Origin of the sequence: Chryseobacterium tagetis (genome assembly GCF_016735585.2) — a bacterium.
In the GTDB taxonomy this organism is placed as follows: domain Bacteria; phylum Bacteroidota; class Bacteroidia; order Flavobacteriales; family Weeksellaceae; genus Chryseobacterium; species Chryseobacterium tagetis.
The window spans coordinates 247,850-273,818 of the sequence record NZ_JAERSE020000006.1; the positions used below are offsets into that span (position 1 = coordinate 247,850).

The 25,969-nt window shown below is 33.7% G+C and carries 29 protein-coding genes and 1 riboswitch; of the genes, 7 read left to right on the plus strand and 22 right to left on the minus strand.

Annotated features, from left to right (window positions below; translation table 11 throughout):
• The first annotated feature begins 47 nt into the window (after positions 1-47).
• The 5 genes from truA (at position 48) to JI747_RS19945 (ending at position 4,681) form a co-directional block, all read left to right on the plus strand.
• Complete coding sequence (gene truA, locus JI747_RS19925; RefSeq protein WP_225690615.1) at positions 48-782, plus strand: tRNA pseudouridine(38-40) synthase TruA; 735 nt, start codon at positions 48-50, stop codon at positions 780-782.
• Positions 783-939: 157 nt separating this feature from the next.
• On the plus strand, positions 940-1,278 hold the full coding sequence (locus tag JI747_RS19930) for a hypothetical protein (protein WP_225690617.1): 339 nt from the start codon (positions 940-942) through the stop codon (positions 1,276-1,278).
• 64 nt (positions 1,279-1,342) lie between these two features.
• The gene (locus tag JI747_RS19935) at positions 1,343-1,930 is read left to right on the plus strand and encodes a Crp/Fnr family transcriptional regulator (RefSeq protein ID WP_225690620.1); all 588 of its coding nucleotides are present in this window, start codon (positions 1,343-1,345) and stop codon (positions 1,928-1,930) included.
• Positions 1,931-2,015: 85 nt separating this feature from the next.
• Positions 2,016-2,786 carry an alpha/beta hydrolase gene (locus JI747_RS19940; RefSeq protein ID WP_225690623.1) on the plus strand — a complete coding sequence of 257 codons (771 nt, stop codon included), beginning with the start codon at positions 2,016-2,018 and terminating at the stop codon, positions 2,784-2,786.
• 131 nt (positions 2,787-2,917) lie between these two features.
• Positions 2,918-4,681: an ABC transporter ATP-binding protein gene (locus JI747_RS19945; protein ID WP_225690625.1), complete on the plus strand. Its 1,764-nt coding sequence runs from the start codon at positions 2,918-2,920 to the stop codon at positions 4,679-4,681.
• A gap of 69 nt (positions 4,682-4,750) precedes the next feature.
• Here the strand turns inward: JI747_RS19945 and JI747_RS19950 are convergent, their stop codons facing one another.
• Positions 4,751-5,416 carry a DUF4919 domain-containing protein gene (locus JI747_RS19950; protein WP_225690628.1) on the minus strand — a complete coding sequence of 222 codons (666 nt, stop codon included), beginning with the start codon at positions 5,414-5,416 and terminating at the stop codon, positions 4,751-4,753.
• 219 nt (positions 5,417-5,635) lie between these two features.
• Here JI747_RS19950 and JI747_RS19955 point away from each other — a divergent pair, with 219 nt between their 5' ends.
• Positions 5,636-5,848 carry a hypothetical protein gene (locus tag JI747_RS19955; protein WP_039369635.1) on the plus strand — a complete coding sequence of 71 codons (213 nt, stop codon included), beginning with the start codon at positions 5,636-5,638 and terminating at the stop codon, positions 5,846-5,848.
• A gap of 58 nt (positions 5,849-5,906) precedes the next feature.
• Here the strand turns inward: JI747_RS19955 and JI747_RS19960 are convergent, their stop codons facing one another.
• From JI747_RS19960 to JI747_RS20040, 17 genes are all read right to left on the minus strand, one after another.
• On the minus strand, positions 5,907-7,199 hold the full coding sequence (locus JI747_RS19960) for an MFS transporter (protein ID WP_225690636.1): 1,293 nt from the start codon (positions 7,197-7,199) through the stop codon (positions 5,907-5,909).
• Between the two features lie 114 nt (positions 7,200-7,313).
• On the minus strand, positions 7,314-8,066 hold the full coding sequence (locus JI747_RS19965) for a DUF3575 domain-containing protein (protein WP_225690638.1): 753 nt from the start codon (positions 8,064-8,066) through the stop codon (positions 7,314-7,316).
• Positions 8,067-8,199: 133 nt separating this feature from the next.
• Entirely contained in the window at positions 8,200-9,198 is a 999-nt protein-coding gene (locus JI747_RS19970) for a T9SS type A sorting domain-containing protein (RefSeq protein WP_225690640.1), read from the minus strand.
• Between the two features lie 142 nt (positions 9,199-9,340).
• Positions 9,341-9,991 (minus strand): 3,4-dihydroxy-2-butanone-4-phosphate synthase, encoded by a 651-nt coding sequence (gene ribB, locus JI747_RS19975; protein ID WP_225690652.1) that lies wholly within the window; start codon positions 9,989-9,991, stop codon positions 9,341-9,343.
• Positions 9,992-10,083: 92 nt separating this feature from the next.
• Positions 10,084-10,210: riboswitch (FMN riboswitch) on the minus strand.
• Between the two features lie 137 nt (positions 10,211-10,347).
• Positions 10,348-10,788, minus strand: a complete 441-nt coding sequence (locus tag JI747_RS19980) for a DUF1801 domain-containing protein (RefSeq protein ID WP_225690654.1) — start codon at positions 10,786-10,788, stop codon at positions 10,348-10,350.
• 25 nt (positions 10,789-10,813) lie between these two features.
• A complete protein-coding gene (locus tag JI747_RS19985) occupies positions 10,814-11,167 on the minus strand; it encodes a DUF2200 domain-containing protein (protein WP_225690657.1) in 354 nt (117 codons plus the stop codon).
• 60 nt (positions 11,168-11,227) lie between these two features.
• On the minus strand, positions 11,228-13,285 hold the full coding sequence (locus JI747_RS19990) for a M48 family metallopeptidase (RefSeq protein WP_225690660.1): 2,058 nt from the start codon (positions 13,283-13,285) through the stop codon (positions 11,228-11,230).
• Between the two features lie 70 nt (positions 13,286-13,355).
• Positions 13,356-13,910, minus strand: coding sequence for a hypothetical protein (locus JI747_RS19995; RefSeq protein ID WP_225690663.1), 555 nt, complete (start codon positions 13,908-13,910; stop codon positions 13,356-13,358).
• A gap of 7 nt (positions 13,911-13,917) precedes the next feature.
• On the minus strand, positions 13,918-14,343 hold the full coding sequence (locus JI747_RS20000; RefSeq protein WP_225690665.1) for a DUF1801 domain-containing protein: 426 nt from the start codon (positions 14,341-14,343) through the stop codon (positions 13,918-13,920).
• Positions 14,344-14,441: 98 nt separating this feature from the next.
• A complete protein-coding gene (locus JI747_RS20005; RefSeq protein WP_225690667.1) occupies positions 14,442-14,960 on the minus strand; it encodes a DinB family protein in 519 nt (172 codons plus the stop codon).
• A 103-nt stretch (positions 14,961-15,063) separates the two neighbouring features.
• On the minus strand, positions 15,064-15,723 hold the full coding sequence (locus tag JI747_RS20010; RefSeq protein WP_225690669.1) for a DUF2461 domain-containing protein: 660 nt from the start codon (positions 15,721-15,723) through the stop codon (positions 15,064-15,066).
• Positions 15,724-15,779: 56 nt separating this feature from the next.
• Positions 15,780-16,205, minus strand: a complete 426-nt coding sequence (arr, locus tag JI747_RS20015; RefSeq protein ID WP_225690679.1) for an NAD(+)--rifampin ADP-ribosyltransferase — start codon at positions 16,203-16,205, stop codon at positions 15,780-15,782.
• A gap of 138 nt (positions 16,206-16,343) precedes the next feature.
• Complete coding sequence (locus JI747_RS20020) at positions 16,344-16,706, minus strand: hypothetical protein (protein ID WP_225690680.1); 363 nt, start codon at positions 16,704-16,706, stop codon at positions 16,344-16,346.
• Between the two features lie 20 nt (positions 16,707-16,726).
• Positions 16,727-17,899, minus strand: a complete 1,173-nt coding sequence (locus JI747_RS20025) for a T9SS C-terminal target domain-containing protein (RefSeq protein ID WP_225690689.1) — start codon at positions 17,897-17,899, stop codon at positions 16,727-16,729.
• 153 nt (positions 17,900-18,052) lie between these two features.
• Positions 18,053-18,844 carry a hypothetical protein gene (locus JI747_RS20030; RefSeq protein WP_225690691.1) on the minus strand — a complete coding sequence of 264 codons (792 nt, stop codon included), beginning with the start codon at positions 18,842-18,844 and terminating at the stop codon, positions 18,053-18,055.
• A gap of 166 nt (positions 18,845-19,010) precedes the next feature.
• Positions 19,011-19,805, minus strand: coding sequence for a tetratricopeptide repeat protein (locus JI747_RS20035; RefSeq protein WP_225690693.1), 795 nt, complete (start codon positions 19,803-19,805; stop codon positions 19,011-19,013).
• Between the two features lie 416 nt (positions 19,806-20,221).
• The gene (locus JI747_RS20040) at positions 20,222-20,410 is read right to left on the minus strand and encodes a SymE family type I addiction module toxin (RefSeq protein ID WP_225690695.1); all 189 of its coding nucleotides are present in this window, start codon (positions 20,408-20,410) and stop codon (positions 20,222-20,224) included.
• 456 nt (positions 20,411-20,866) lie between these two features.
• On the opposite strand from JI747_RS20040, the gene JI747_RS20045 reads away from it, so the two are divergent.
• Positions 20,867-21,175, plus strand: a complete 309-nt coding sequence (locus JI747_RS20045) for a helix-turn-helix domain-containing protein (protein WP_225690697.1) — start codon at positions 20,867-20,869, stop codon at positions 21,173-21,175.
• Between the two features lie 67 nt (positions 21,176-21,242).
• Here JI747_RS20045 and JI747_RS20050 read toward each other — a convergent pair whose 3' ends face one another.
• The 4 genes from JI747_RS20050 to JI747_RS20065 form a co-directional block, all read right to left on the minus strand.
• On the minus strand, positions 21,243-22,847 hold the full coding sequence (locus JI747_RS20050) for an HD domain-containing protein (protein ID WP_225690699.1): 1,605 nt from the start codon (positions 22,845-22,847) through the stop codon (positions 21,243-21,245).
• Between the two features lie 89 nt (positions 22,848-22,936).
• On the minus strand, positions 22,937-24,562 hold the full coding sequence (gene groL / locus JI747_RS20055; RefSeq protein ID WP_225690701.1) for a chaperonin GroEL: 1,626 nt from the start codon (positions 24,560-24,562) through the stop codon (positions 22,937-22,939).
• Positions 24,563-24,658: 96 nt separating this feature from the next.
• Positions 24,659-24,937: a co-chaperone GroES gene (locus JI747_RS20060; protein ID WP_039369684.1), complete on the minus strand. Its 279-nt coding sequence runs from the start codon at positions 24,935-24,937 to the stop codon at positions 24,659-24,661.
• A 149-nt stretch (positions 24,938-25,086) separates the two neighbouring features.
• Complete coding sequence (locus JI747_RS20065; protein ID WP_225690703.1) at positions 25,087-25,959, minus strand: hypothetical protein; 873 nt, start codon at positions 25,957-25,959, stop codon at positions 25,087-25,089.
• Positions 25,960-25,969: the final 10 nt, after the last annotated feature.

Here is a 25,969-nt window from a genome sequence, read left to right on the forward strand (position 1 = left end):
TGATTATTATTTTAATTAAAGTATTTTTGTAAAGTTAAACTATTACATTGAGGTATTTTATAGAATTTTCCTACAACGGTAAAAATTATTTTGGTTATCAGATTCAGCCGAATGCCATTTCTGTGCAGGAAGAATTGGAAAAAGCACTTTCCACAATTTTAAGGGAAGAAATTAAAACAACGGGAGCAGGAAGAACAGATACGGGAGTTCATGCAAAGAAGATTTTTGCTCATTTTGATACGGAAAAAGTTTTGGATAAAGAATTTTCACGCAGATTGAACAGTTTTTTGCCTGCAGATATTTCTATTAAAAGAATTTTTCAGGTGAAAGATGATTTTCATGCGAGATTTGATGCTACGTTCAGAACCTATGAGTATTATATTTCCTTGGAAAAAAATCCGTTTACTGAAGAACTGGCTTGGCAACATTGGAGAAAACCTTTGGATATAGATAAAATGAATGAAGCCTGTAAAATTTTATTTGAATATGAAGATTTTACAAGTTTTGCAAAATTACATACCGACAACAAAACCAATCTTTGCAAAATGTATAAAGCGGAATGGGAGCAAAATGGAAGTGAACTGAAATTCACCGTTTCGGCAAACCGTTTTCTGAGAAATATGGTGAGAGCAATTGTCGGAACAATGGTTGAAATTGGCTCTGGAAAAATAAAGCCTGAAGATTTACGAAAAGTAATTGAAGACAAACATCGTAATTCTGCCGGAACTTCTGCACCCGCTCATGGATTGTATCTGGTGGATGTGGGATATGAATTTGATTAAAACTTACTTAAAAGTAAAACAGTATTTTTGTCATTCCGTAGGAATCTAGGCGAATTTATTAAAGATTAAATTATAAAATGTTTGTTGAGATTTCTACGGAATAACAAACTGGATGATTATTTTTGAAATCAGATAAAAACTAAAAAAACAAATAACTATGCTGGGAATTTTTATTTTGATCGGTGCATACAGGTATTATGCAAGGCTTGCTGAAGCATTTAGAAAAACAAAATGGCATTATGGGCTTCTTGCCATTGGAATTTATATCGGAACTCAATTACTTTTCGGTTTTTCCTATGGTATTTATGTAGGAATTACAAATCCTGAGTCTTTAAACGATATGAATTACACCGGTTTTTCAGGAGTAAATGTTATCGGATGGCTTATTTCTATAGCTGCGGTGTATGGAGTTTACAAACTTCTTGAAAATAAGTTTATAAAAGAAAATCGTCAGAAACCTACTTTAGAAATAGAGGAAATTGGTAAGACAGAATAATCATAAATAATGGTGGCTCGATGTTTCGAAGTCACCATTTTAATTGTATATAAAAACTAAAACCATGGAAGAAATAGAAAGATTAGCTTTTGCATTGAATCATTTTGCTGGACTTTCGGAAGAGGATTTTAAATTATCCGAAGACTTTTGGCTTCCCAGAGATTACAGGAAAGGTGATTTTTACAACCTTCACGGAACGGTTTGTACCTATTTAGGCTTTATTGTAGATGGTGTTTTCCGTTCTTATACCATCGATGAAAAGACCGGGGAAGAAAAAAATGTTTTTTTGTATTCTGCCAATGGTTTTGTGGTTTCTTTTAAAAGCTTTATCAACCAGATTCCGTGTGATTATCATACTCAGGCTCTAACGGATGCTTCTATTATTTACATCCGGTATACAGATTTGCTTTCACTGTATCAGAAATCGCATCGGTGGGAAAAGTTTGGGCGACTTCTGGCGCAGGAAGCGTTTAATGTCACCATGACCCGTATCGAGGGTTTTATTTTAAAATCTCCCGAAGAACGGTACTTAGATCTTATTAAACAACATCCTGATATTTTCAACAATGTTCCGTTGTATCATATTTCCTCGTATCTAGGAATACAGGGACCGTCTTTAAGCAGAATCCGGAAAAGAATTTCTGGTAAGTAATACGATTTTAACCAAGGTTAAAATTATCCTCATTTTATTCGCGGAACTTTGTCTCATAATTTAAAACCAATAAAAAATAAAAGTTATGAAAACAAAAACTATCGTATTGATTCATGGGTTATTTGTGAATAATACAAGCTGGAAAGAATGGAAAACTTATTTCGAAGCACAGGGTTACACAGTACACACTCCTGCTAATCCGGGACATCATGGTGATCCTAAAGAACTGAAAAAGAATATTCCGGCAGATCTTAAAGATGTAGGTTTTGATGATGTGGTTGATTATTTATCTAAATTTATTGATACATTACCGGAAAAACCAATTGTAATCGGACATTCATTCGGAGGATTGATGGTTCAGAAACTTATTGACATGGGAAAAGCTGTGGCCGGAGTAAGTATTGACGGAGCTCCTCCCAAAAATGTAATGGCTCCCTTTTCTACGGTGAAAATCGTTTGGCCTGTCGTGAATTTCTTTAAAGGAAATACCGTATTTGTAGGTTCAAAAGAATGGTATCATAAAGCATTTTTTAATAATTATTCTAAAGAAGAAAGCGATAAACTGTACGAAACTGTAGCCGCTCCCGAAAGCAGAAAACTGGCAAAAGATCCGTTGTTCAAATCTTCCGCAAAATTAGATTTAAAGAAACCTCACGAACCGCTTTTATTCATCGCAGGTGAAAATGATCATATTTTTCCGGCAGAGTTTTCCAGAAAAATTGCAAATGCCTATCAGGATAAAAACAGTATTGTCGATTTTAAGGCATTTCCTGGAAGAAGCCACTTTATAGCAGGTGAAAGAGGTTGGGAAGAAGTTGCAGGATATGTTCTGGATTGGCTGAAAAAAGTCAATTAATCCTATTCATACCATAAATAACAGCTATCTGAAATTTTCATGAGTATTTAACGAAGTTGTAAAGGCTGAGAAATTTGAAAGTCTTATTTTTGCAGAGAATTTTATTTTAATTCTTTTCTTCAATTCGTACAATGAAAAAACAAGATACCTGGGGAATTATCAAGAGGCTGTTCTTTATCGGAATGAAGTTTCGTTCTTGGTTCATCATGACGCTGATTATCTCCATTTTACTGGCAATGGTTTCCACGTATAGACCTTATCTTACAATGGAAGTTGTAGATAACGATATCACGAAACTACAAGACAAAGCGCTTATGATGAAACATATCTACCTGTTGGTAGGTCTTGTTTTTGCTGAAACGGTTCTGAACTTTTTCTTAGTTTATTTCTCCAACTATATTTCACAAAATGTAATCAGAGACATCAGAGAAAGGCTTTATAGTAAGCTGATCTATTTTAAAACGTCATTTTTTGATAAAACTCCGATCGGCCAGCTGGTAACAAGAGCGGTCGGTGATGTTGAAACCATTGCAACGGTTTATACAGACGGATTCCTGATGGTTTTCGGAGATGTGTTGAGGATCATTTTCGTATTGTTCATGATGTTTAGTACGAATGTTCACCTGAGTTATATTACATTGGCTATTTTGCCTTTGATGCTTATTATTACTAGATTTTTCCAGAAAAGACTGAAGAAAGCTTTTGGTGATGAAAGAAACTGGACAGCCAATCAGAACTCTTTTGTTCAGGAAAGATTAGCCGGAATGTCTATTATTCAGGTATTCAACAGACAGGAATCTGAATTTAAGAAATTTGATGATATTAATATTACCCTGAAAGGAGCATTACTGAGAACGGTTTTCATTTTCTCATTGTTCTTCCCTGTAGTGGAACTTATTTCTTCACTTTTTATCGGATTTATTCTTTTCTACGGAGGCTATATTACCATCAGTGCGGGTGTGGTAATTGCATTTATTCAATATATTTCCATGCTGATTCGTCCACTGAGACAGATTGCAGACCGATTTAACAATATTCAGAGAGGAATTGTAGGGGCAGAAAGAGTTTTGGGATTAATGGATGAAGATTATGCAATGTCAAATGAGGGCGTGGTAAAAAAAGATCATTTTGACGGGAAAATTGAATTCCAGAATGTTCGTTTTGCCTATGATGATAAGCAGGAAGTTTTAAAAGGAATAGATTTTAAAGTCAATCCGGGAGAAACCGTAGCGATTGTAGGAGCAACCGGAGCGGGGAAATCTACCATTATCAGTTTGATCACAAGATTATATGATATTAATTCAGGAAATATCCTCATTGATGATGTTGATCTTAAAGACTATGAATTATACAATCTGAGAAGTCACATTGGCGTTGTATTGCAGGATGTGTTCCTTTTCCACGGAAGTATTTTTGAAAACCTTGCATTTGGTGACGAAACGGTTACTTTAGATAAAATAAAAGCAGGGGCAAAAGAAATTGAAGTCGATCAGTTTATTGAGCAGCTTCCGGGAGGCTACGATTATGTGGTAAGCGAAAGAGGTTCATCAATTTCACTGGGACAAAGACAGTTATTGTCTTTCTTAAGAGCTTATTTATCTGATCCGAAAATTTTAATATTAGATGAAGCAACATCTTCTATTGACCATGAAAGTGAAAAGCTAATCCAAAGAGCCACTGAAAAGATTACCAAAAACAGAACCTCAATTATTATCGCACACCGACTTTCAACTATAGAAAAAGCTGATAAGATCATTGTAATGGAACACGGAAAGATCGTTGAAGAAGGAAAACATCTGGAGCTTTTAGATAAGAACGGATATTATGCGACACTGTATAAAGCCCAGTTAAGACATGAAGTGGAAATGGAGGAGGAGACAGAAGAATCCAAATAAATTACTAATTTAAACATATAAATAAAGGTTAAAATCAATGTCGATTTTAACCTTTATTTTTTTGAATACCTAAAGCTTCCCGTAAAATATGCTTACATCGAAATATAAACCGGGGACTTTATATTTATCTTTTTCAAACTCCAGATAATCACATGTTCCGGAATAGCTTTGTGAATGGGTTTCCATTTGGAACATATTCAAAAGAACGTATTCATCAGGTACAGCAATCACATGAAATCCTGTTTCACATTTCAGTCCGTCGCCGGAAGATAAAATAGCATCCAGCAATCCGTGAAAATTTCTCGACATTTTCTTTGCTGTAGCCTCATCTTTGTTGAGGTGGTAAAGGTACGCCAGATAATTCATCGCGCGAAGGTTGAACGGATTTTCTTCCAACTCTTGCGTGAATAAGCTGATTCCTTTTGGAAAATCTTTTTCGGTAACCTCACCCAGATAAAACTTTTTCAATTCGTCAGTTTTCTTACTTATTTTATAGGGTTTGTAGTTTTTCTGGAAAATAAACCCAAAATAAAGATGCCTGTAGTGCTCATTGGTAAGAAGGGTATCATTCACCTGCAATCTTTTTAGAATACGGGGATAATAAAACTCTGAACTTTTATCTTCTATATTCTTTTTAATTAAGGTATAGTCTGGAGCCTGAAATTCCTGCTTCTGAGCTTGTAGAATCAAAGACCAACTAATGAGAAATAAGATGAAAAATGCTTTAAGATTCATAGTTTCGAAAGATTTCTTTAAATCGTAAATATAAGGAATGTGTATGGATATTATGAAAAAGGTTTTTATTTTACATTTATTTATGTGAAATATTGTGAAAATCTTATGATTATTCCTGTGAATTTATTAACTTTAATGAAAAATTAAACGACACCCCTTAAAAATGGCAGGGTGTTTGAAATAAATTGATCATTTTTTAATTAAAACCAAAATATATAGATGAAGAATATCCAAGATGAATTTCAAGTTTTTAAAGATGAACTTAGAAAATTGAATATCGATGTGCAGAAAGTAGTAAAAGTAGGAAACGGGAGTATGGATTTCCATGAAGTTTTTTATAAGTCACCAAGGTACGAAGATGTGAAGAGTGTGTATGTGCAGAGGCATAATTTAGACAATATTCTGGAAAAGTTTAAACAAGCTTATCATTAAAATAAAACACGCGGCTCAGAGAATCTGAGCCGCGCGTTTTTTATACGTATTGTTGAAATCAGTCTTTATCCAGAGTAGATGTGTTTTTTGTGTCTTTCATGGTTGCATATACTACGAATGAAAAGAAAATACAGGCTGTAATATACCAGTAAAAATAATGTTCCACATTAGCCTGTTTGAACCAAAGTGCAATATATTCTGCCGTTCCGCCAAAAATAGCAACCGTCAAAGCATAAGGTAATCCTACTCCTAAAGCTCTTACTTCCGAAGGAAAAAGTTCTGCTTTCACCACAGCATTGATCGAAGTGTAACCACTTACAATAATTAAAGCCGACATGATCAGAAAAAATGCACCCCACATTGAAGTGGTATGGCTTAAAGCATTCAGAAGAGGGTAGGTGAAAATTGTCCCTAAAATTCCGAAACTTAATAAGAGAGGTCTTCTTCCTATTTTATCAGATAAAGCCCCGAAAACAGGCTGTAAGCATGCAAAAATAAGCAGAGAAATAAAAGAAATAAGCGTAGATTCTTCTTTGGTAAGATGAACCGTATTCACCAGAAATTTCTGCATATACGTCGTATAAGTATAAAAAGCCAGTGTTCCGCCTAAAGTTAATCCTACAACGGTTAATAACGCTTTAGGATGTTTTAATAATTCTTTGATGGTTCCTTTTTTCTTTTCACTCACGTCTTTTTTGTTTTCAAACGCTTCAGTTTCATGAAGGTTTGATCTTAAATATAAAGCAATCACAGAAAGTAAAGCTCCAATCACAAAAGGAATTCTCCATCCCCAATCTTCAAGCTGAGCCTCCGTTAATAATAATTTTTGCAAAATCAATTGAATGCCCAAAGCGATCAGCTGTCCGCCAATTAAGGTGACATATTGAAAGCTGGAATAAAATCCTCTGCGGTCATTGGTCGCCATTTCGCTGAGGTAGGTTGCCGAAACACCATATTCTCCGCCAACACTCAATCCTTGTAAGAGTCTTGCCACCAACAAGAGGAGTGGGGCTAAAACACCAATTGTTTTATATGTTGGAGTTAAAGCAATCAGTAAAGAGCCGAAAGACATCAATAAAACAGATAAAGTCATTGCTTTTTTTCTTCCGATTCGGTCTGCAATACTCCCGAAAAGCCAGCCTCCTACAGGTCTCATAAGAAAACCGACTGCAAAAATTCCTGCCGTATTTAAAAGCTGTGCGGTAAGATCCGAATCCGGAAAAAATGAGTTGGAAAAATAAATGGCAAATGCTGCATACGCATACCAATCATACCATTCTACCAGATTTCCTATCGATCCTCCTACGATAGCTTTGATTCTTTGTGTGGTGGTGATTTGTGATGAATTCATGAGGGAAAGATATAAATTTTTAACATAATTGAAATGGGTAGTTTTTCTATGGTTCATCAAAATAAAAAACCGCTCTCAAAAGAACGGTTTCAAAAAATTTTCAAATCAAATTTTCTAGAATCTGTATCCCAAAGACAATCCGCTTCTAAAGCCGATCCACGGTCCGTCTATTTTTATTCGGGCTCCGTTTGAATTGGTTTCTACGGTGTAATTCACATAGGGGACGTCAAGGTCTTCTATTTGCTTTTTCAGCTGAGCCTGCATATCGGGCGTCAGAACCACATCGCTGGTCATGGTAAAGTCTCCTTTTCCTGCACCGTAATGTGCTCCTGCAATCCAGAAATCTAACACCAGATTTTGATTTTTTGTCAGAAAGAACTGTACTCCGACCATCAATCCGCCGCTATTTCCATTGGTGTTTCCGAAACCTTTAAGAGGTATCTGGAAAGTATTTCCGCTGAAAGTATAGTCATAATAAAAATCGAAGGTATTGGAAGTTACTTTTGAATAGCGGTAATAAGGGGCAAAATAAAATCCTTTACCATATCCGTGTCCGATATAAAAACGGGGTTCAATAGTAAAGTTGAACGCTTTTACTTCAAGATTCTGAAATCTTTTTTCGTCCTCATCATTTAAAAAAGAATTGATAAAAGGAACTTTTCCTTCCGGCATGGCTCCGAATCCCATATTGACCGAAAACCATTTGTTGAAAGCTCTTTCGTAAGAAAGATTAATGTTTCTGAATACATAAGCTGTAACATTCGTTTTTACGATATTCATCTTTTCTGAAGATACAGCTCCCGGTTCTTCCTGTGCGTTTATTCCCGAAAAAATAAAACAAAGAAGGAGAATGAAATATTTTTTCATGATTTAATATGTTAAGATGGTGTAATAAACCAGAATGCAAAAAACGGGCAAAATTTTTCAAGTTTGCCCGTTTTTTAACATAAGATTTCAGAAACATAAGCTCTGAAAATCATAAGCTGTTTTTATGAATCTTTTACTTTTTGATCAGTTTTGTGGTTTCTGTTGGCGCATTTTTACCGGAAACTTCAATAAAATAAGCAGCTGAAGGCAATTCTGAAATCTGAATTTTTCCAGAGTTAATATCAGAAGTTTTAATCAGTTTTCCGTCCAGGCTGTATATTTTGGCTGTAGAATAATTTTTTGAATCTCCTGTAAATTCGATAAAATCTTGTGCAGGATTAGGATAAATTTTAAAATTCTGTTTTTTAGATACGGTATCTTTCACTCCTAAGAAAACTTCATTAATAACCTGCGCTCCACTTGTAGATTGGTTAATACTAAGTAATGGGACGCTAATTGTTCCGCTGGTAGAACTTAATAACGGAAATTTATGAGTGCTGTCAAAATAAGTGTAAGCTGTATTTACAACACTTCCGATAGGAATAAGATAATTGACATCCGAAGACTGATATAAGTTGAAATTCTGTACCGATTTTATTCTCAAAACATTCGTATACGTTTTTGGACCGACAATAAGCGTTCCTGAAGCATCTCCTGTCGTGACGATTGTTCCTTTAAATAATCCTGAAGCTGCTGTTGAGGTGAAAGTTCCTTTTGCAGTATCCGTATTGGAATATCCTAAACTTGCAGGATACGTAATGAATGTTCCGTTATCCGCTGCAAAATTTAAGGTCGCCGCAGAAGTAATGACTCCTGTAATTTCTAATTGGGTTGCGGTGGCTTTATATAAAACAGAATTTCCGGTATCGACCATTTTGATGGTAGAACCCGGGTAAGTGGTAACTTCGGAGGAAGTAGGAGCAATGTAAGTGACCTGTGAAGCAGCACCTTGTGTCAAAGATGCGTTGTTGAAGGTCGTATTGGCTCCAGTTGCAGAATTATCAACCGTTCCGTTTACCACAAAATTATTGGCAATGTCACCTACAAGAGGATCATTAAATGCTTTGGTAATGGTAGTTTGTGCAGAGCATACACCAGAAAGTGCAAGCATAAGAAGTAGATTTTTTTTCATCATGTAAAATTTTATTAAATATAACTAAAAACTTATATATGAAAATTTTTGTTTTAAAATGATAAAATTTACACATATAAGTCATAAAATAAAGCCGCCCAAAATCATTGAACGGCTCTTTCTGTGCGCTAAATATTCTATTTTAATTCTGACTGATAAGCATCTTACGATAATGATAAATATCTTCAATCGTTACTACGGTCATTTCTTTTTTCTCTGCAAAATCTACAATTTCCGGAAGTCTTGCCATGGTTCCGTCTTCGTTGGTCAGTTCGCAAAGTACAGCGTCATTACCAAGATTAGCCAACTGAACTAAGTCTACACTTCCTTCTGTGTGACCGCGTCTTTCAAAAACGCCGTTTTTTCTGGCAATTAAAGGAAAAACATGTCCCGGACTGGCAATATGCTCTGCCAAAGCATTTTCTGCAATGGCTGTTTTAATGGTCGTTACACGGTCTTTCGCTGAAACTCCGGATTCTACGCCTTCTTTAGCTTCAATGGAAATGGTAAATGCGGTTTGATTTTTAGAGTTGTTGGTTTCTACCATCGGACGAAGATTAAGGTGTTTACTTTTCTCTTCAGAAATACATAAGCAGACGATTCCGCTGCATTCGCGGATCAGAAGTGCCATGTCTTTTTCTGTGATGGTAGAGGCGGGAAAGATGATGTCGCCTTCGTTTTCACGGTTTTCATCATCTACTAAAAGGATTCCTTTGCCTTGTTGTAAGGTAAGAAGTGCTTTTTCTACACGTTCTTTCGGATCTGCTCCGAATTTTTCTAATAATTTTTCCATGTTATTTTACTTTTAAAAGTTAAAATACACTTCGGTACATGGAAATGAAATACAACACAATGAGTCTATAAGAATAGCCTCACTGATTGTTCCATTTTCTTCTCCCATCCAGACTCTAACTGTCGGTTTTGGAATTTCACCAAATCAGTCCTTTCAAAAAGAAAGGAGTCGCGGACTGTAACCGCCGGTAGGGAATTTCACCCTGCCCCGAAGAAAACTTATACTAAGTTTTACTGTATGTCTTGTTTAAATTTTTAATTCATTAATTTTTTGTTTAACGCACAGGCTGCTAATTTCGGGAGTTTTTTTGGAATGAAGAAGAGATGAGTATAAAATTTATCAATAGTAAAATTCTGTTATTTTTCTCTGCATGCACATTCATGATGTTCATTTATATATGCAATCGTCATTTTACAGAGCTTTTCTAAGATGTCAATATGAATGTCAGATAGTCTTTTGATATAAATGCAGGCTTTACCCATCTTAAATTTTCCTAGATTATCTAATAAAGGTTTGCTTTCTTCAGTTGGCGAATAAACATACAAGGAAAATTCTGCTTTGCGGGGTGAAAAACCAATGATAGGTGCATCACCTTCATGGCCACTTGCATATTTATAATGATAACTGCCAAATCCGATGATTGTTGGTCCCCACATTTTAGGTTCAGACCCAGACCAGCTGCTCATAAGTTTAATTAATTGGAAGCTGTCTGATTTCTTGTCATCTTTTTCAACGTATGAATTAATAAAATCAGTTACATTGACGGTTGTTTCGTTGGTTTTATTTGCTTTGGCCATGATAATTTATTGTATATCATTGAAATTATTTTCTTAAAATTTTTTCCATTGTTTTTCCTTTTGCCAGTTCATCGATCAGCTTATCGAGATAACGGATGTTTCTCATAAGTTCTTCTTCGATGTCTTCCACACGGTAGCCACAAATCACACCTTTTATCAAAGAAACATTCTGATTGATTTGAGGAGCCTGTCCGAAAAATGTTCGAAAGTCTGTTTTGTTGTCTAGAATTTCCTGGAGGCTTTTTTCATCATAACCTGTTAACCAGAAAATAATTTCATGCACTTCTTCTTTAGAGCGGCCTTTCTTTTCTGCTTTTTCAATATAATGTGGATAAACTCCTGCAAAAGACATCTTATAGATTCTTTCGTTGTTTTTCATTGGTAAAGATTTAATAGCTAAAGATAAAAAAAACGCCCTGAAAAATTAGAGCGGTATTTATTAGGAGATCTTTGCCATAAAGCTTTGTTCTTCCAGTTCTTTAATCAGCTGTAAAAGTTCTTTTTTCTTGTAAAAATATTTTCTGTGAAGAAAATAGGGAAGATAATTGATAGCCTTCATCAGAAGTTGGAGATTATGCTCCATATATTCATTATTGTTAAAATAAAGATGCTCTTTTTCTGTGTAGAATCTCAGATCTTTGATATCTTCTTCGTTCATTTCTTTAATGAGAGTCTCATTCTGATAAAAAACAGTAATTTGATATTTTAGTTTTTCCTCAAGAGGTTTCAGGTCGCTGAAATTTTTCCTGATCTGTTCAAAAGGTGTTTTCGTATTCAGAAATGCAGTTGCATTCATCAAGTCTATATACAGTTTGTATTGGTCATCATATTCGGCATCGTATTCTCCAAAATCTTTATAAAGCTGTATGAAGTCAGTTTTCTTTTGCTGATCTTCCGCTTTCAGTATAAAATAATTATAAATATCGGTGTCATTTTGAAGAATTTTTTCTTTAATCTCTTCAATCGTTTTCTGAATTTTTGGGATTAAAATTCTGGCTTCAGCTTGTTTATATTTTCTCCCATCATAGTCAAACGTTTTAATGGCATATTCCTTTTTTGAGATGGCTTCTACGGTTTTCAGATCACTTTCAAGAGCAATTAATGTATAGACCCATTCCACTTTTTCTTTGCTGAAAAGTTCATCGAAAGAAATTACGCTAGTCAGTCCATTTTCTTTTACTGTGAAATCAGGGTTTTTGTTGTCATAATAGGCATTGAAAATTTTATCGAACGAATCTTTCTGATATTGCTTTTCAAATTCTGACTGAAATTCTTCGAACTCCAGATCTGTTTTCTGTTTCTGGTACTGTACTCTGGAAAAAAGCTTTGAAGTGATCTGTTCTTCTGTTTGCTGAAAGTTTCTAAAAATATTTTTTGCAGATAGATTATCCTGTTCCTTTACAATATTTAAAGTACGGAGTTTGGTGATCCGTTCTTTTTGAGAGGGGTGAGAAGCCCACTGATTTTCAATATTGAGCTTTGATTTATTAAATAATCCCGATTCCGAAAGCTGAATATTGGGAAGTCCGTTTTTAGATTCCACTTCATTCTGCCCGGCAAGAAAACTCATGACGAAAAACTGTTCGCGGTAGATATTTTTACTCGATTCGTTTTTGGAAAATCGGTTATCATAGAAACTTAGAACATTTTGATAAGAATTGTTGGCAAGCTCCAGTCTTAAAAGTGATTCTTCTAAAGCTAGCGAACCTGCAATATTTGCGGCGACTTCATCGGCATGAAATTCCATTTCTCTGGAAAGTGCCATGTGACGGATATTGACAAAATTGTACATTTTTACCAGAATCCACTTAATTTTTCCGGTAAAGAAAAATGCCAAGGCTGCAAATATTGAAAAATAACCACTGATGTTGGCAAACTTTTCTACAGAATTCCGGTAAGATTCATCATCGTTTACAAGGTTGAATATAATTTGATTTACATTATATACGTAGCTTCCGACCTTCATAGAACGTTGGGAAAAATGTCCGAATTCGTGAGAAAGAATGGCTTTCAGTTCCTGTTTTGTCGTAGTATTGATCAGCCCCATTCCAATGGTCAGGTTTTTCTGAATAGGTAAGAACATGCTCCAGAAACTTGAATCATAAAAAACGCTCGCATTCACATCATAGGAAAGATAAACTTTTTTTGGAGCATTTGTTCCGGCTTCTTTTACGATTTCATCGATCATTCCGAAAAGTTCGGGCTCATCATTTCTTCTGATTTCGGTAAGATCGCTTCTGTCGTTGATGTGTTTTTTAAATAAAAATTTAATGATAAAAAAGAATACGAAGAGCCCGGTTCCTGCCAAACCTGCTCCTAACATAAGGGTTATAAACATTGGTTTTGCGGCAATGATTGCTATTCCGCCGGCAATGCATCCAAGCGCCAATGCTATCGTAAATAAGAATAGAAGAATGTAAACAAAAACGAAAATTGCAATAGAAAATACGGCTGCCTTCGTTTTCTTCTTAAAATCCTGAGAAACTTCAATGTACATGGAAATAATTTTTTACAATAATACGTACAAGAGTTCAAAAGAGCAAAAAATCCCGCCAAACTGGATGAAGTTATTCTGCAATAAAGTAATTCATATTAAGTAGTCCTTGTTTAAATTTTAGCTTGATTATATCTCCGTTTTTTAATTTTGAAGCGTCCTTTAATCCAAAATATTTATAATAGTCTGATTCATTGATGAAATCTTTTGGTTGAGTGGTGTTTTCTGCTGTAAAATATTTATTATCGGAGATATAGATGGTTTTATAAGAATTGTTGATCTCTTTTTTTGTATCTAATCTATTTATAAATAGGCATAAACAAGTGACCGTATTCTGCATCAGGAAGAAGATCATAAAACAAATAAATGAACCGGAAATGAAGAGGTTCAAAATTTGTTTAAACTTTAATTTCTTCAGAAAACCGATTGTAAGCATGATGCATATTAATATTCCGCTGGAAAATAAGGCTATTCTGGGATAAAGGTTTTCTTTAAAAGACTGAATATCTTTTTCTAAATAATATTCTTTTTGTTTAGAATTGAATAGGAAAGATACAAATCCAAAAAATACAATATAGATCAGAAAGTATTTATATTTAAAGATAAAGGGTAACAATTTGTTTTTCATATTCTGTTTATGCAGATCTCTTAGCTCCGTCTTGTAGGGCTGCTTTCAGTATTTCGATATTAATATCTTTCAGTTTTTTGAACTTAATACAATATCCGGTCACGCTTGCTTTTCCTATTTTCTCTCCATAAGTTTGGAGCAGATGTTTTTTATCTTCAATTCCCATGATATAAACAGAAATTCCGGTAGAGTTTGCACTGAGACCAATCTGATAAAATTCTCTGGCTGTTCCGTCTGCATAGTGTATACGATAGGATCCATACCCGATATTCGGATTGGAAACAATTTTACCTTCTTCATTTTTGCCGTCTAAAAACCAAAGTTTACATTCAGGCATGAGTTTGAGAATGATATTGTGCAGTTCCTGCATATCGCTGCTTTTGGGCTCCGGCTGATTGGTTATATATTCTTGGATTTGATCTTGAATAGACATATGAAATATCGTTAGTGTTTTCAGTAATAATTTTTTCCGAATATAATAAAACCCTTCTTGAAATAGAAAGGTTTATTGTATTTTTAATGGATAGTGAATTAATTACTATTTTCTACATCTGCCTCTTTATAAATATTCCAGAAGTTGTAATCTGTCATTGGAGCATCGGTGATTCCCACGTTTCTTCCCATTGTTACAATTTGTCCTCGGTGATAAGTCCCATGTAAAACAATATGCTGAATGTATTCATATTTTGAGAAATCGCATTGAAACCATTGTGAATCGATTTTTACATTTTTTGCAAGATCTTTTTCGGATAAACTTTCAACATATTCCATCAGTTTTTGTGAATTGTTTCTGATGCCATTGAAAATTCCTTCTCTGTCGATGGTTGCTGAAGTGCCTTCAAAATCAAAATTATGGGTTTCTGAAATTTGGCTCCACCAATATTCCTGTGATTGCCAGATATGATGCAGTGTTTTCAGGATTGTCGGAAAGCTTGAAATGACTTCCTGATTAAGTTGTTGATCAGACTTGGCAGAAAGCCAGTCGAGATACTTGTTGACCACCCAGTTGTTGTACTGAACGGTGTGAGTGAGCAGGGTTTTGAGATTCATGGTATTAATATTTTTGGTTGATGATTTAGGGTGTTATAAAAATAAATAAAATAGTAACCGGGTTTATACAAGGCAAAAAGTTTTTAAACGCTTTCTTTATATTTTAAAATAAAGATTCCCCATTTAAATCTGTAGTCAGTACTTCGCTCATATAATCAAAAAAAGGACGCATAGCTAATAAAGTGAGAACGATTTCTCTCTGAAAACTATCGGATAGAACTTCTTTATCTGTGAATTTTCTCATCACTACATATTGTTTTTTTCTGATGAGATCTATGGCAGGATGATTTTTATCAAATCCTCTTGGGGCAGTTTTTACGGCATCGCCTTTAATTTCTTCAAAATATTTTATGAATGTATCGTCTGAAGTGATCTTTTCAATTTCTGCGGTATTGATTTCAAATTCTTTACGGATACGGAGCAGATCTTTGGCATCGGGTCCCCAGAATCCACCTCCTGCAAAGCTGTTGCCAGGTTCGAGCTGGATATAATAGCCTCCTCTCAGCATTGGTTTTGAACGGGAATATCCAACTCCGAAGTTAGTCTTGTATGGAGTTTTATCTTTAGAAAAGCGAACATCTCTGTAAATTTTGAAAATATGGATTCCTTTTAAATTATCATATTCCTGAAGCTCAGTATAAATCTGATTGAAAAAGACTTTGTTTTCTTTTAGAATCGAATCATACTCGGCTTTGTGCTGAGCAAGCCATTCACGATTATTATTTTTTTCTAACTGTTTAAGGAATTCGAAGGTTTTTTTCATTGGTGGTTTTTTAGTAAAGCTGGATGATATTTTATTGAACATTACGTTTTGCAATTCTAATTTATAATTTCTGCATTCGGATTTTCTCTAAGCTTTACAATTCTTTCCCGCCAGTTTTGAAGTTCTTCATCGGTTAACCTGATCCAGTCTGTTATTTCTCCGACAATTCTCACAGGCTCTTTACTGCGATAAGATCGGGTAGGGTTTCCCGGAAATTTTTTATCGGTTACATTGGGATCATTTTCAAATGCTCCTGTTGGTTCTACAATATAAATACGTTCACGATTTTCTCCTTTTGCCAATGCAGCAGCTAATCCTGCTCCGTTTTGTAAAGCCGTAAAGTAAATATGGTTCATAATGATCTCAGGATAATAATTCGATTGAAATCCGGCACTCAGTACATCACCGATTTGTAAATCAGCTTTTGTACCATGATAAAATGGACCGTTATCCAGAATCTTTTCCTCTTTTTTGTTTTCCATTGTGAAAGTGTTTTTGAAATTGGAAGAACCTGTAAACTTAGGTATTTGTTTTGGAATTAAAAAACCGCTGTGGAAATTGAGCGGTGTTATGTTTGTGAATATAAGTGAGGCAATCGAACCATTAAAGTGAGATCTTTATTATTGTAGTTTTGTCTCAACACCTTTTTTTAGCGCTTTTAATTCTGGTACTGTTAATTTTCGGTGATTGATTTCTTCCCATAATAATTGAGCTTTTTCAAAATCTTTTATTCCAGTTTGATTTACTGCAGCTCCCCACATCAAAATTGTAAAATCTTTTTTGTTGTATAAAACTTTATCGAAAGCTACGAAAGCTCCATCATATTTTTCCACTACATTTTTAAAGTCGAATTTTCCGCCTTCTTTTGATTCGGTTTTAATAAATTCTTCCAAATCGGTGTTCATATTCTTAACGGTTTGCGAAGATAATCTGGTGCTTACCAAAAAAAGTAAAATTGTAATTGTTGATAAAATTCTTTTCATGATTGTTTTTATTAATATTCTTATCTAATCACCCTCACTTTCTGCAAAACCCCTTTTTCATTTTTATACGTAAAAATATACGTTCCGCGGGGTACTTTTGATAAATCTATATTTTGATTGTAATATGCAAAACCTTTTCCGGCTTCTTTTCCATCCAATGTATAAACAATGTATTCAAACTGGTTGCTGTTATTTTTATTACTGATCGTAAAGCCGTCTCTCTGTGCATTGGTATAAACTTTTGATTTAAATACATCTTCATTGGTTGCTGCAGCGGAAAGTGCTTCTTCGCTAATATCCGCAACCTGAATGCTTTTAATGGCTGATTTGGTTAAAGATGTTGTACTTCCACCCATGATGTATAATTTATTGTTATAAATTTCCGCAGCAGCATGTCTTCGCGGGATCATGTTTGAAGATAATTGATGCAGTTTATTGGTTTCAGTATCAAAATAGGCTAAAAAAGTCTGATTATTATAACCGCCTGCAATAAAAATCTTATTACCGGATACTGCTAATGAATGACCGGATATCCCGGAAGGCATCGTATATTGCTCAGTCCAAAGATTTTTGTTGAGATCGTAAACATCGATCAGGCGGGATGAGGTACCATTAAAACCACCAATGACATACAGTTTATCATTCACAATTTTGCCTTTTGTTTCTCTGGCTTTAGGCATATCCGGTAATGGATGCCATGTATCTGAAGCAATATCATAGTATTGGAATCTGTTAGAAAATACTGTGGTGGCGGCATTGTTTAGCCCGCTTCCTCCGAATGTATATATTTTTCCATTATGAATGGCAGAACCTGCATTTCCTGTATAGGAATGATTAACAGCTCCCTTCGTTACTTTATGAGTTGCAAGATCTACAATTTCAAGATGGCTATTTCCCCAGCCGTTAAAAATATAAACTTTATTATTGTAAGTCTCCGAATTGGCGAATCTTTTAGGAAGCAGGGTAGAGTTGATCACACTCCAGCGGTTATCTTTTATACTGTATTTCTCAATAAAGTTGGCATTGCCATCGGTGTCTTTATACCCATTGCTTACATAAATATTATCATCTACAATGACGCTGCTTATAGCTCCCCTGCCCACAGACATATCCGAAAGATGTTTAAAATTTAGGGTTTGTGCATTCGCGAAGAATAAGCCGAAAAACGAAAAGAGAAATAATTTTGTTTTCAATGGTGGTGGGATTTGGTTTTAAAGATAGGGAAAAGTCACGGATTGAGAATTGACAATGTTGAGTTTGGGTTGAAATGGGAAACTGCTCTGGAGTTGAGCGTTTTTTTGTATTTATTGGTATGAGCGAGACACTTGTACCAGTAGGGGGGAATATTATAGATTTGGTAATGATTTAACAGTAGTAGCTTTAGTTTTGTCATCCAGCAATTCGTCTATCTTTTTAATCATTAATTTATCTTCTTTTTTTTCATTCTTATATCTGATAAAAATATAGGTATCATTTTTATAATATTTTTCAATAATTTCTTTATTATTAAATTCGTGTTTTAAAACAGGAAAATTAGTAAGCATATCAGACGGTGTTGAAATAACTGACCTTGGAGCTAAATAGTTTAATACATTCAGTCCTATGATTCCAATTATAAAGATGTGAAAAAAATCAACTTCAAATGGGATATCATTATTGTTATCATTTTTTTCATTCTTTATTCTTCTTGTCAGTTCTTTTGTATTAAAGCTATAAATTATTAAATACAAAGAAAAACTGTATGTTAAAAACATAAATGGAGCTGTATATAATAAGATGTCATTTGCTTTTGAAAGAATAAATGAAATTATTGTTATAATTAAAATTACGATTCCTAAATATAATTTATATAATAAAGATTCTTTAAATATAACTTTTCCAATATGACTTCCTAAAGTATTAAAAGAAAAAATAAGTAATACATAATAAATCATATAGTTGATTCCTTCAAAAATTATATGACTTACTGAAAAATATGATAAAATCCATGTACCTGATCCTATTAATATCAAGTCAATATATTGCATGATTGCACCAATAAATGAAGTAGTAATACCAATTTTAGTTAAGATATTAGCGTATTTTTCAATTGCTGATTCAGTGTGTTGATTCAATTTAAAGTTTTGTAAAATTTTCATATAATTAGTTTTAGCTAAAAATAAATAATATAATGTATTTAACTATTGGAAAAATTATTTAAGTTCACCAAAAAACCGCTCTGGTCATTGAGCGGTTATCTATTATTCTTTATAGGATATTTAATAGAATTATCTACGTCTTATCCTGTCTTTATTTAATTGTCCCTTAGGTTTTCAAAGTATTTTTAATGAGATCAGGTAAGCCGGCCTTGTTTTGTACCCTTTCATAATATTTTTTAGACTTTTTCATCAGTTTCTCATCTGTGTTTTTGATTCCGACTTGCTGCAGGCTCAATGCGTAGCATCCATTAAAAGTGTCATCTTTTTTAAAGTTTGATTCTACCTTTTCAAAATAGGGAATAGCCTCTTCATATTTTTCATTGAGTGTTAATAATACAGCTTTAAGGCATTGAGCGTCTTTATTGGGAGTACCGTATTTATTTTCGGCAATATTTATATTTTCAAGACCATTTTTGTAGTCTTCTATAAATAAAGAGGTAAGTCCGACTCCATAATATCCTTCAGGACTTTCAGGAAAATATTCTGTCATTTCCTGGAATTTCTTTCTGGAAAAAGTCATTCTTCCTACTTTCATAGCGAGGGTGGCAAGATTCTGTTTAAATTCTATGGATCTGTTTTGGGCAAGGCTGTCTGCAGCGTGATAGAAAACAACCGCTTCATTCTCCATATTGCTTAATCTTAAAGTATATCCGGCCCAAAAATAGGCATCGCAAAAAGATTGGTTGGTTTCTATGACTTCTGCAAAGATTTTGAAAGCGGCACCGAGGTATAGGTTTTTTTGCACAGACTTTATTCCCAGAGGATATATTTGATTGAATCTTTCAGTATCCGGTTTTTTACAATAGGTTCTGTTTCCTAAAAAATAATCTGTCTGAGTTTGCTGAGCCTGAATATTGATCAGACATGACAGCATTAAAAAAAGCAATACAATTTGTTTCATGGGTTAAGTTTATACAAGAGAAAATATTGGCTAATGATAGCCAATGCACAATTTTAATTCAGTTTTTTGAACGGGCTAAACTAAGAAAAAAATGTGAAAAAGAACAATGGAATATTTTAAAGGGGTTCTTTTGTTGGCTCAAAGTCAACAGGTTTTATTTTGCTAAAATGAAATATAAAAATTACTAAACTCCGTCACAACTCTGTTTGCGATCTCCGTCGTTGTTATTTGATTTAAAACAAGGTTGTTTATCATAAAATGCATACGCAGGAGATTACAAACAACCTTGTTTGTAATCTCCTGCGTTGTACAAAAGTCTTACGCAAGTTGCGGGAAACAAAATGCAAGTGTATTTTGTTTCCCGCAATAGTGTTTGTAATGAAATGCAAAATCATCAACTCAGATTGGTTACCTTATTATTTCTCTTTTTTATCGACAGTTATCGTAAGCTTGTTTTTCTTTTGGGTGATATCTACTATTTGCCCTTCTTTAAAACCTAGCTTTTCCAGCCATTTTCCTTTAAGCCGGATTTCCGGAACAGTTATTATCCTGTCCGTACTTGTTTGGTATCTCGTATGAATTTTAAGTTTTCTTGAATTCATCATTCTTATATTTTGTGTGTTTTTTATTGGTTGTAAAGGAGGATGTTTTGGTAAAACCTGAACCAAGCCCAGTGAATATTTTAGAATTTGTGTTTTTCTAAAAGCCCTAAAGCCGCAATGGATTGTACACTCCATTGTAACATACATGATACTTTATATGGAAGAGTAGGCTTAGAAAAAATATTGTAGAAGAGTAGAACTGCATAAAAATAAAAACGGCATGAGACTCTACAATATCTGTCATAGAGGTACTGGTATACCGTGCAACAGATAAGAGAGCTCACGCCTATGTCGTGAGCTTCATACTTATCATCTTGTTGCTTTAAAAATTACCAGTTTTCTATGACAAGATTCTAAGCAATAGCTTCTATATTTCGTTGAAGTATCGCAAAATTACATTTTCGAATGTAATCTATTGGCAAATATAATATATTTTCTTAATTATGGTAATATATTACCATGGAATATTTAATTGAAATTCCAAAATTGCTACTAATTATAAAATTAATGGATAGCAAAGAAGTTTTAAAATTGTATATGCAATGTTTTTCTGAACATCTCAAGGAGATAAGAAAGAAAAAATATAATTCTATGGATGCTGTTGCACAAAATTCAGTTTTTGATTCCAGTAATTATAATAAATATGAAAATGGTAAAGGAAATCCAACCATTGAAACTATTCTTAAAATGGCTTCAGTATTTAAAATTCCGCCGAAGGAATTATTTGATTTTGACTTCGATATAGAAAAATATAAAATTGATGAATAAATCCTAGTGAGAACTAGGATTTATTATTTTATTGACTTAAGTTGGAGATTTTGAGTAGCAGGAAGAGCTATTTCATGTCTAACTCTTTCATATATTGTTTGATTTTATTCTCAATTTCAGTAAATTCTTTAGCTGTATTAAATGTTCTTCTAACATATATTCTTTTTATAAATACATTTGTTTGACTTAAAAAGTAAAATTCATCATTAATTTTATTCCAATCGTCCCTTACACCATTTACATGTTCTTGATCAATTAATACTAGCTTAGATTTTTCAATACCTTTAAGACCAAAATTTGAAGAATAATGTTCTTGAATATATATTTTTTTTTCTTCGTTTTCAAGCTTGGATTTAAGCTTGATCATTTTATTAGGATCATATCTATGAATTTCTTCTTTTTCTTTAAGAGCTTTCACGTAATCTTTTATATTATGAATTTTTTCCTCATCTATTTTATCTACTTGTATATTTTCTCGCATTTCGATAGCCTTTTTCCATAAATTTCGATCCAATAATTCATCTAATACATCATTTTCAACGCATCCAGCTTCACAAATTTTACATCCATTATTGTCCAATATTGTTTTTAGTGTATTATTAAAAAAATATTCATCACCATTTTTGCAATAGAAGTTTTCAAAACTATCATAGTCTTTTATATTCTCTAATGCGCTTTCATTTTCTAAATTTCTAAAAACAAAATCTAACATTGCATTTGTTGCACAATTTGTTTTATGAAAGTAAACTTGTGTATATAAATGATTTCTTGACTGAATAAATCTAATAATTGAGTCTAGGCCACTTTTCTTAATCCCTAAAGTAAATTTTCCTTGATGTTCAACAGGTAAAAGTGAAGCTAAAATTCGACTTTGGTCAAAAAAACCATACTTTACACCAGAATAAAAACTATCTCTATATAAATAATCCATCCTATCAGCATCAAATGGAAAGCTCGCAATTATTGAATTGAAATAATTTGTGAAATTTTTACCTTCAATTTCAATCTCATAGTCAGGTAAAAATTCTGGATCAATCATCTTGAGAATATTTTTTATTCTTAATAAATGTATGATTTCCTTAGATTCGTCCGTAAAATTCTGGTTTTCCTTAAGTGTATGAATCAAATTTATAACAAATACACATGAAACTAGTTCATGTTCGATTTTATCATTTTTTAAATTTTTTAAATCTATATACTTTTCGAAGTAATTTAAATATTCATTAAATATATTTTTTTTAGTGTAAAGAATTTCTAATAGTTGTTCACCTGTAATTGTAAAATCATCAAACTTATGAGAGGTTGGTCCATGCCCTATATCGTGCAAAAGAGCTGCTAATCGAAGTTCTTGTAAAATTACTTCTTGTTTATTTTTTTCTTTAATGTAATCAATTACTGAAAAATATTTTTTATCTACACCATATTTTTGTTTTTTTAAGTAAGTTGTTTCTACATTCTCATTGGATTTATTATATATCATTTCTGCCAAATGCATAACACCAATTGAATGCTCAAATCTTGTATGATTTGCTCCTGGAAATATATAATTAAGCAATGTATTTTGTTTTACTTTTCTTAACCTCCCAAAAATTTTTTGATTAATTATAAATTCTTCTATCTCAGTGATTTCGATTAACCCATGTATTGGATCTAAAATTTTTCCTGTTTTCATTTTTGATTATAGTTTTAAATTATTTGTAAAATAAAACCGCTCTGCTATACAGAGCGGTTAGTATATTAATTTGCCTCGGTCGCTGACCGTTACATCATTCCTGGCATTCCACCACCCATTGGCATAGCTGGTTCAGTGCTCTTCACTTCAGTGATCACACATTCAGTGGTAAGAAGCATTCCAGAAACAGAAGCTGCGTTTTCAAGAGCAACTCTTGTTACTTTTGTAGGGTCGATGATCCCTGCTTCAAGCATGTTTACGTATTCGTCAGTTTTAGCATTGTATCCGAAATCTCCGCTTCCTTCTGCTACTTTAGCAACGATTACAGAACCTTCACCACCTGCGTTAGCAACGATTTGTCTCAATGGCTCTTCGATCGCTCTTTTTACGATTTTGATCCCTGTATTTTCGTCTGCGTTTGATCCAGAAAGGTTTTCTAGAGAAGCAATAGCTCTTACCAAAGCAACACCACCACCTGCAACGATACCTTCTTCAACTGCTGCTCTTGTAGCGTGAAGTGCATCATCTACTCTGTCTTTTTTCTCTTTCATTTCAACTTCAGAAGCTGCCCCTACGTAAAGTACAGCAACACCACCAGCTAATTTAGCTAATCTCTCCTGCAATTTTTCTTTATCGTAGTCAGAAGTAGAAGTTTCCATCTGAGCTTTGATCTGAGCCACTCTACCTTTGATTTTGCTTTCTTCACCACCACCGTTTACTACAGTTGTGTTGTCTTTATCGATAGATACTTTCTCAGCAGTTCCCAACATATCCATAGTGATGTTTTCCATGGTGAAACCTTGCTCTTCAGAAATCACTGTTCCTCCTGTAAGGATCGCGATATCTTCCAACATTGCTTTTCTTCTGTCTCCGAATCCTGGAGCTTTTACAGCAGCAATTTTAAGAGAACCTCTTAATTTGTTTACCACTAAAGTAGCCAAAGCTTCACCTTCAACTTCTTCAGAGATGATCAATAAAGATTTCCCACCTTGAGCGATTGGTTCAAGAACTGGTAATAATTCTTTCATAGAAGAGATTTTTTTCTCCACTAAAAGGATATATGGATTTTCAAGTTCAGCTAACATTTTCTCAGGGTTAGTCACGAAATATGGTGACTGGTAACCTCTGTCAAACTGCATCCCTTCTACAACGTCTACTGTTGTATCGATTCCTTTAGCTTCTTCTACAGTGATAACTCCTTCTTTACCTACTTTTCCGAAAGCTTCAGCGATCAAAGCACCGATTGTTTCGTCGTTGTTAGCAGAAACTGAAGCAACCTGCTTCACCATTTCTGTAGAATCTCCAACCGTTTTAGACTGAGATTTTAAGTTTTCAACAACAGCAGTTACCGCTTTGTCGATTCCTCTTTTCAAATCCATTGGGTTTGCACCTGCAGCTACGTTCTTAAGACCTTCTCTTACGATAGCCTGTGCCAATACAGTAGCGGTAGTAGTACCGTCTCCTGCGATATCATTAGTTTTGGAAGCCACTTCTTTTACCATTTGCGCTCCCATGTTTTCTACTCTGTCTTCAAGTTCGATTTCTTTTGCTACAGAAACACCGTCCTTAGTAACGTGAGGTGCACCGAAAGATTTTTCGATTACTACGTTTCTCCCTTTTGGTCCCAACGTTACTTTTACTGCATTAGCCAATGCATCAACACCTCTTTTTAAAGCGTCTCTTGATTCAATATCGAATTTTATTTCTTTTGCCATAATATTTTGATTGTATTAATGTACTTTGTACAATGTATTAATGAATTTTTATATCCATGAAATCATTTTACATGAATACATTTTACTTTTTACGAATTAACCAATGATTCCGAGTAAATCTCCTTCTTTTACAATTAAATAATCTTTACCTTCTAATTTCAATTCAGAACCTGAATATTTTCCATAAAGAACTTTGTCACCTACTTTCACAGTTGTCGGCTCGTCTTTTTTACCTGGACCTACTGCTACTACAGTCCCTTCCTGTGGTTTTTCTTTTGCGGTGTCCGGAATAATAATACCTGAAGCTGTTTTAGTTTCTGCTGCAATTGGCTCTACCAAAACTCTGTCTGCTAATGGTTTAAAGTTTACTGACATAATATATTTAATTTTTTAATTATTTCTGTGTTGAAATTCTCTAAATGCGTGCCATCGATTGTTCTGAGTTGAAATGGCAGACTTTATTTTTTTGTAGTGGAAATTTTGGCAGAAAAAAACCTCCATAATTTTGGAGGTTGGGTAATATTTTATTGAGTACATTTTTGATTGTAAGCATCTACAAGGTTTAGATAAGGATCCATTCCATATTCGGCATCAACTTTCATTTGTAAAAACTCTTCTTCAGCTTTATCTTTAGTTGCTTTACGAATTTGTTTCTTTTTTTCTTCTTTATCGTAATACATTTGCTTTATTTCCTTTTTCATTGGCTTTTCAAAGACCTTCATCGTTTCATCTATATTTGCCTGAAATTCAGGGCAAGGTTTTGTTGCTTCCTGCAAGGCTATCTTGAATTTCCCTTCAAGCTTTCCCAGATTAAAAAGGTTCATACGATTAATATCAAACGGAAGATAGGCATATTCACTGTCAGAATGTTTAAGATAAGGAATGAACAGGGTAGTTGCATAACTTCCTTTCGTAGTAACTCCAAATTGTGTAGAGTTTGTGCTGTATAACATCAAAGTAATACCATATAGATTAAGCTTTCCTTCTTGTTCTAAAGGTAAAATAACGGTTTTGTTTAGATCAACAACTTCATGTTTTGAATTGACTGTCTTTAGTTTCATTTTGTCATAAACAAGTCTTTCAGAACCGTCTGTATTTAAAATGACAATTCTCTTTACATCTGCAATATTGATTTTCTGAATAGGCGAATTAACATTTTCTTTGAATTTGAACTCTTTGGTATCGTAATCTAATCTTTTCTCAATACTTGTTATAGATTGCAAATCAGAATTCAGATATCTTGCGATTTTAAAATCTTGTAAAAAACCTGTTTTGATATCGCCATTTTCTAAAATAATCTCAGCTCCTACAAGTGGTTTTTTTCCAAAATACACATCAGATTGTCCAAAAAATAAACAAGAGGTAATGATAAAAAGAAATACGAGTAAATTTTTCATTAATGGTATA

What these genes read in the sequence shown, in the direction of transcription:
- JI747_RS19960 (WP_225690636.1), bottom strand. Translation starts at nt 7,199, where the DNA reads ATGAATTCATCACAAATCACCACCACACAAAGAATCAAAGCTATCGTA.
- JI747_RS19980 (WP_225690654.1), bottom strand. Translation starts at nt 10,788, where the DNA reads ATGGCCAAAGCAAATAAAACCAACGAAACAACCGTCAATGTAACTGAT.
- JI747_RS20045 (WP_225690697.1), top strand. Translation starts at nt 20,867, where the DNA reads ATGGAATATTTAATTGAAATTCCAAAATTGCTACTAATTATAAAATTA.
- JI747_RS19935 (WP_225690620.1), top strand. Translation starts at nt 1,343, where the DNA reads ATGGAAGAAATAGAAAGATTAGCTTTTGCATTGAATCATTTTGCTGGA.
- JI747_RS19970 (WP_225690640.1), bottom strand. Translation starts at nt 9,198, where the DNA reads ATGAAAAAAAATCTACTTCTTATGCTTGCACTTTCTGGTGTATGCTCT.
- JI747_RS20050 (WP_225690699.1), bottom strand. Translation starts at nt 22,847, where the DNA reads ATGAAAACAGGAAAAATTTTAGATCCAATACATGGGTTAATCGAAATC.
- JI747_RS19965 (WP_225690638.1), bottom strand. Translation starts at nt 8,066, where the DNA reads ATGAAAAAATATTTCATTCTCCTTCTTTGTTTTATTTTTTCGGGAATA.
- JI747_RS19930 (WP_225690617.1), top strand. Translation starts at nt 940, where the DNA reads ATGCTGGGAATTTTTATTTTGATCGGTGCATACAGGTATTATGCAAGG.
- JI747_RS20000 (WP_225690665.1), bottom strand. Translation starts at nt 14,343, where the DNA reads ATGTCTATTCAAGATCAAATCCAAGAATATATAACCAATCAGCCGGAG.
- groL (WP_225690701.1), bottom strand. Translation starts at nt 24,562, where the DNA reads ATGGCAAAAGAAATAAAATTCGATATTGAATCAAGAGACGCTTTAAAA.
- JI747_RS20040 (WP_225690695.1), bottom strand. Translation starts at nt 20,410, where the DNA reads ATGATGAATTCAAGAAAACTTAAAATTCATACGAGATACCAAACAAGT.
- JI747_RS19955 (WP_039369635.1), top strand. Translation starts at nt 5,636, where the DNA reads ATGAAGAATATCCAAGATGAATTTCAAGTTTTTAAAGATGAACTTAGA.
- JI747_RS20030 (WP_225690691.1), bottom strand. Translation starts at nt 18,844, where the DNA reads ATGAAAATTTTACAAAACTTTAAATTGAATCAACACACTGAATCAGCA.
- JI747_RS19990 (WP_225690660.1), bottom strand. Translation starts at nt 13,285, where the DNA reads ATGTACATTGAAGTTTCTCAGGATTTTAAGAAGAAAACGAAGGCAGCC.
- JI747_RS19985 (WP_225690657.1), bottom strand. Translation starts at nt 11,167, where the DNA reads ATGAAAAACAACGAAAGAATCTATAAGATGTCTTTTGCAGGAGTTTAT.
- JI747_RS20005 (WP_225690667.1), bottom strand. Translation starts at nt 14,960, where the DNA reads ATGAATCTCAAAACCCTGCTCACTCACACCGTTCAGTACAACAACTGG.
- JI747_RS20035 (WP_225690693.1), bottom strand. Translation starts at nt 19,805, where the DNA reads ATGAAACAAATTGTATTGCTTTTTTTAATGCTGTCATGTCTGATCAAT.
- JI747_RS19945 (WP_225690625.1), top strand. Translation starts at nt 2,918, where the DNA reads ATGAAAAAACAAGATACCTGGGGAATTATCAAGAGGCTGTTCTTTATC.
- JI747_RS20060 (WP_039369684.1), bottom strand. Translation starts at nt 24,937, where the DNA reads ATGTCAGTAAACTTTAAACCATTAGCAGACAGAGTTTTGGTAGAGCCA.
- JI747_RS20065 (WP_225690703.1), bottom strand. Translation starts at nt 25,959, where the DNA reads ATGAAAAATTTACTCGTATTTCTTTTTATCATTACCTCTTGTTTATTT.
- JI747_RS20020 (WP_225690680.1), bottom strand. Translation starts at nt 16,706, where the DNA reads ATGAAAAGAATTTTATCAACAATTACAATTTTACTTTTTTTGGTAAGC.
- ribB (WP_225690652.1), bottom strand. Translation starts at nt 9,991, where the DNA reads ATGGAAAAATTATTAGAAAAATTCGGAGCAGATCCGAAAGAACGTGTA.
- JI747_RS19940 (WP_225690623.1), top strand. Translation starts at nt 2,016, where the DNA reads ATGAAAACAAAAACTATCGTATTGATTCATGGGTTATTTGTGAATAAT.
- JI747_RS19995 (WP_225690663.1), bottom strand. Translation starts at nt 13,910, where the DNA reads ATGAAAAACAAATTGTTACCCTTTATCTTTAAATATAAATACTTTCTG.
- JI747_RS20010 (WP_225690669.1), bottom strand. Translation starts at nt 15,723, where the DNA reads ATGAAAAAAACCTTCGAATTCCTTAAACAGTTAGAAAAAAATAATAAT.
- JI747_RS19950 (WP_225690628.1), bottom strand. Translation starts at nt 5,416, where the DNA reads ATGAATCTTAAAGCATTTTTCATCTTATTTCTCATTAGTTGGTCTTTG.
- arr (WP_225690679.1), bottom strand. Translation starts at nt 16,205, where the DNA reads ATGGAAAACAAAAAAGAGGAAAAGATTCTGGATAACGGTCCATTTTAT.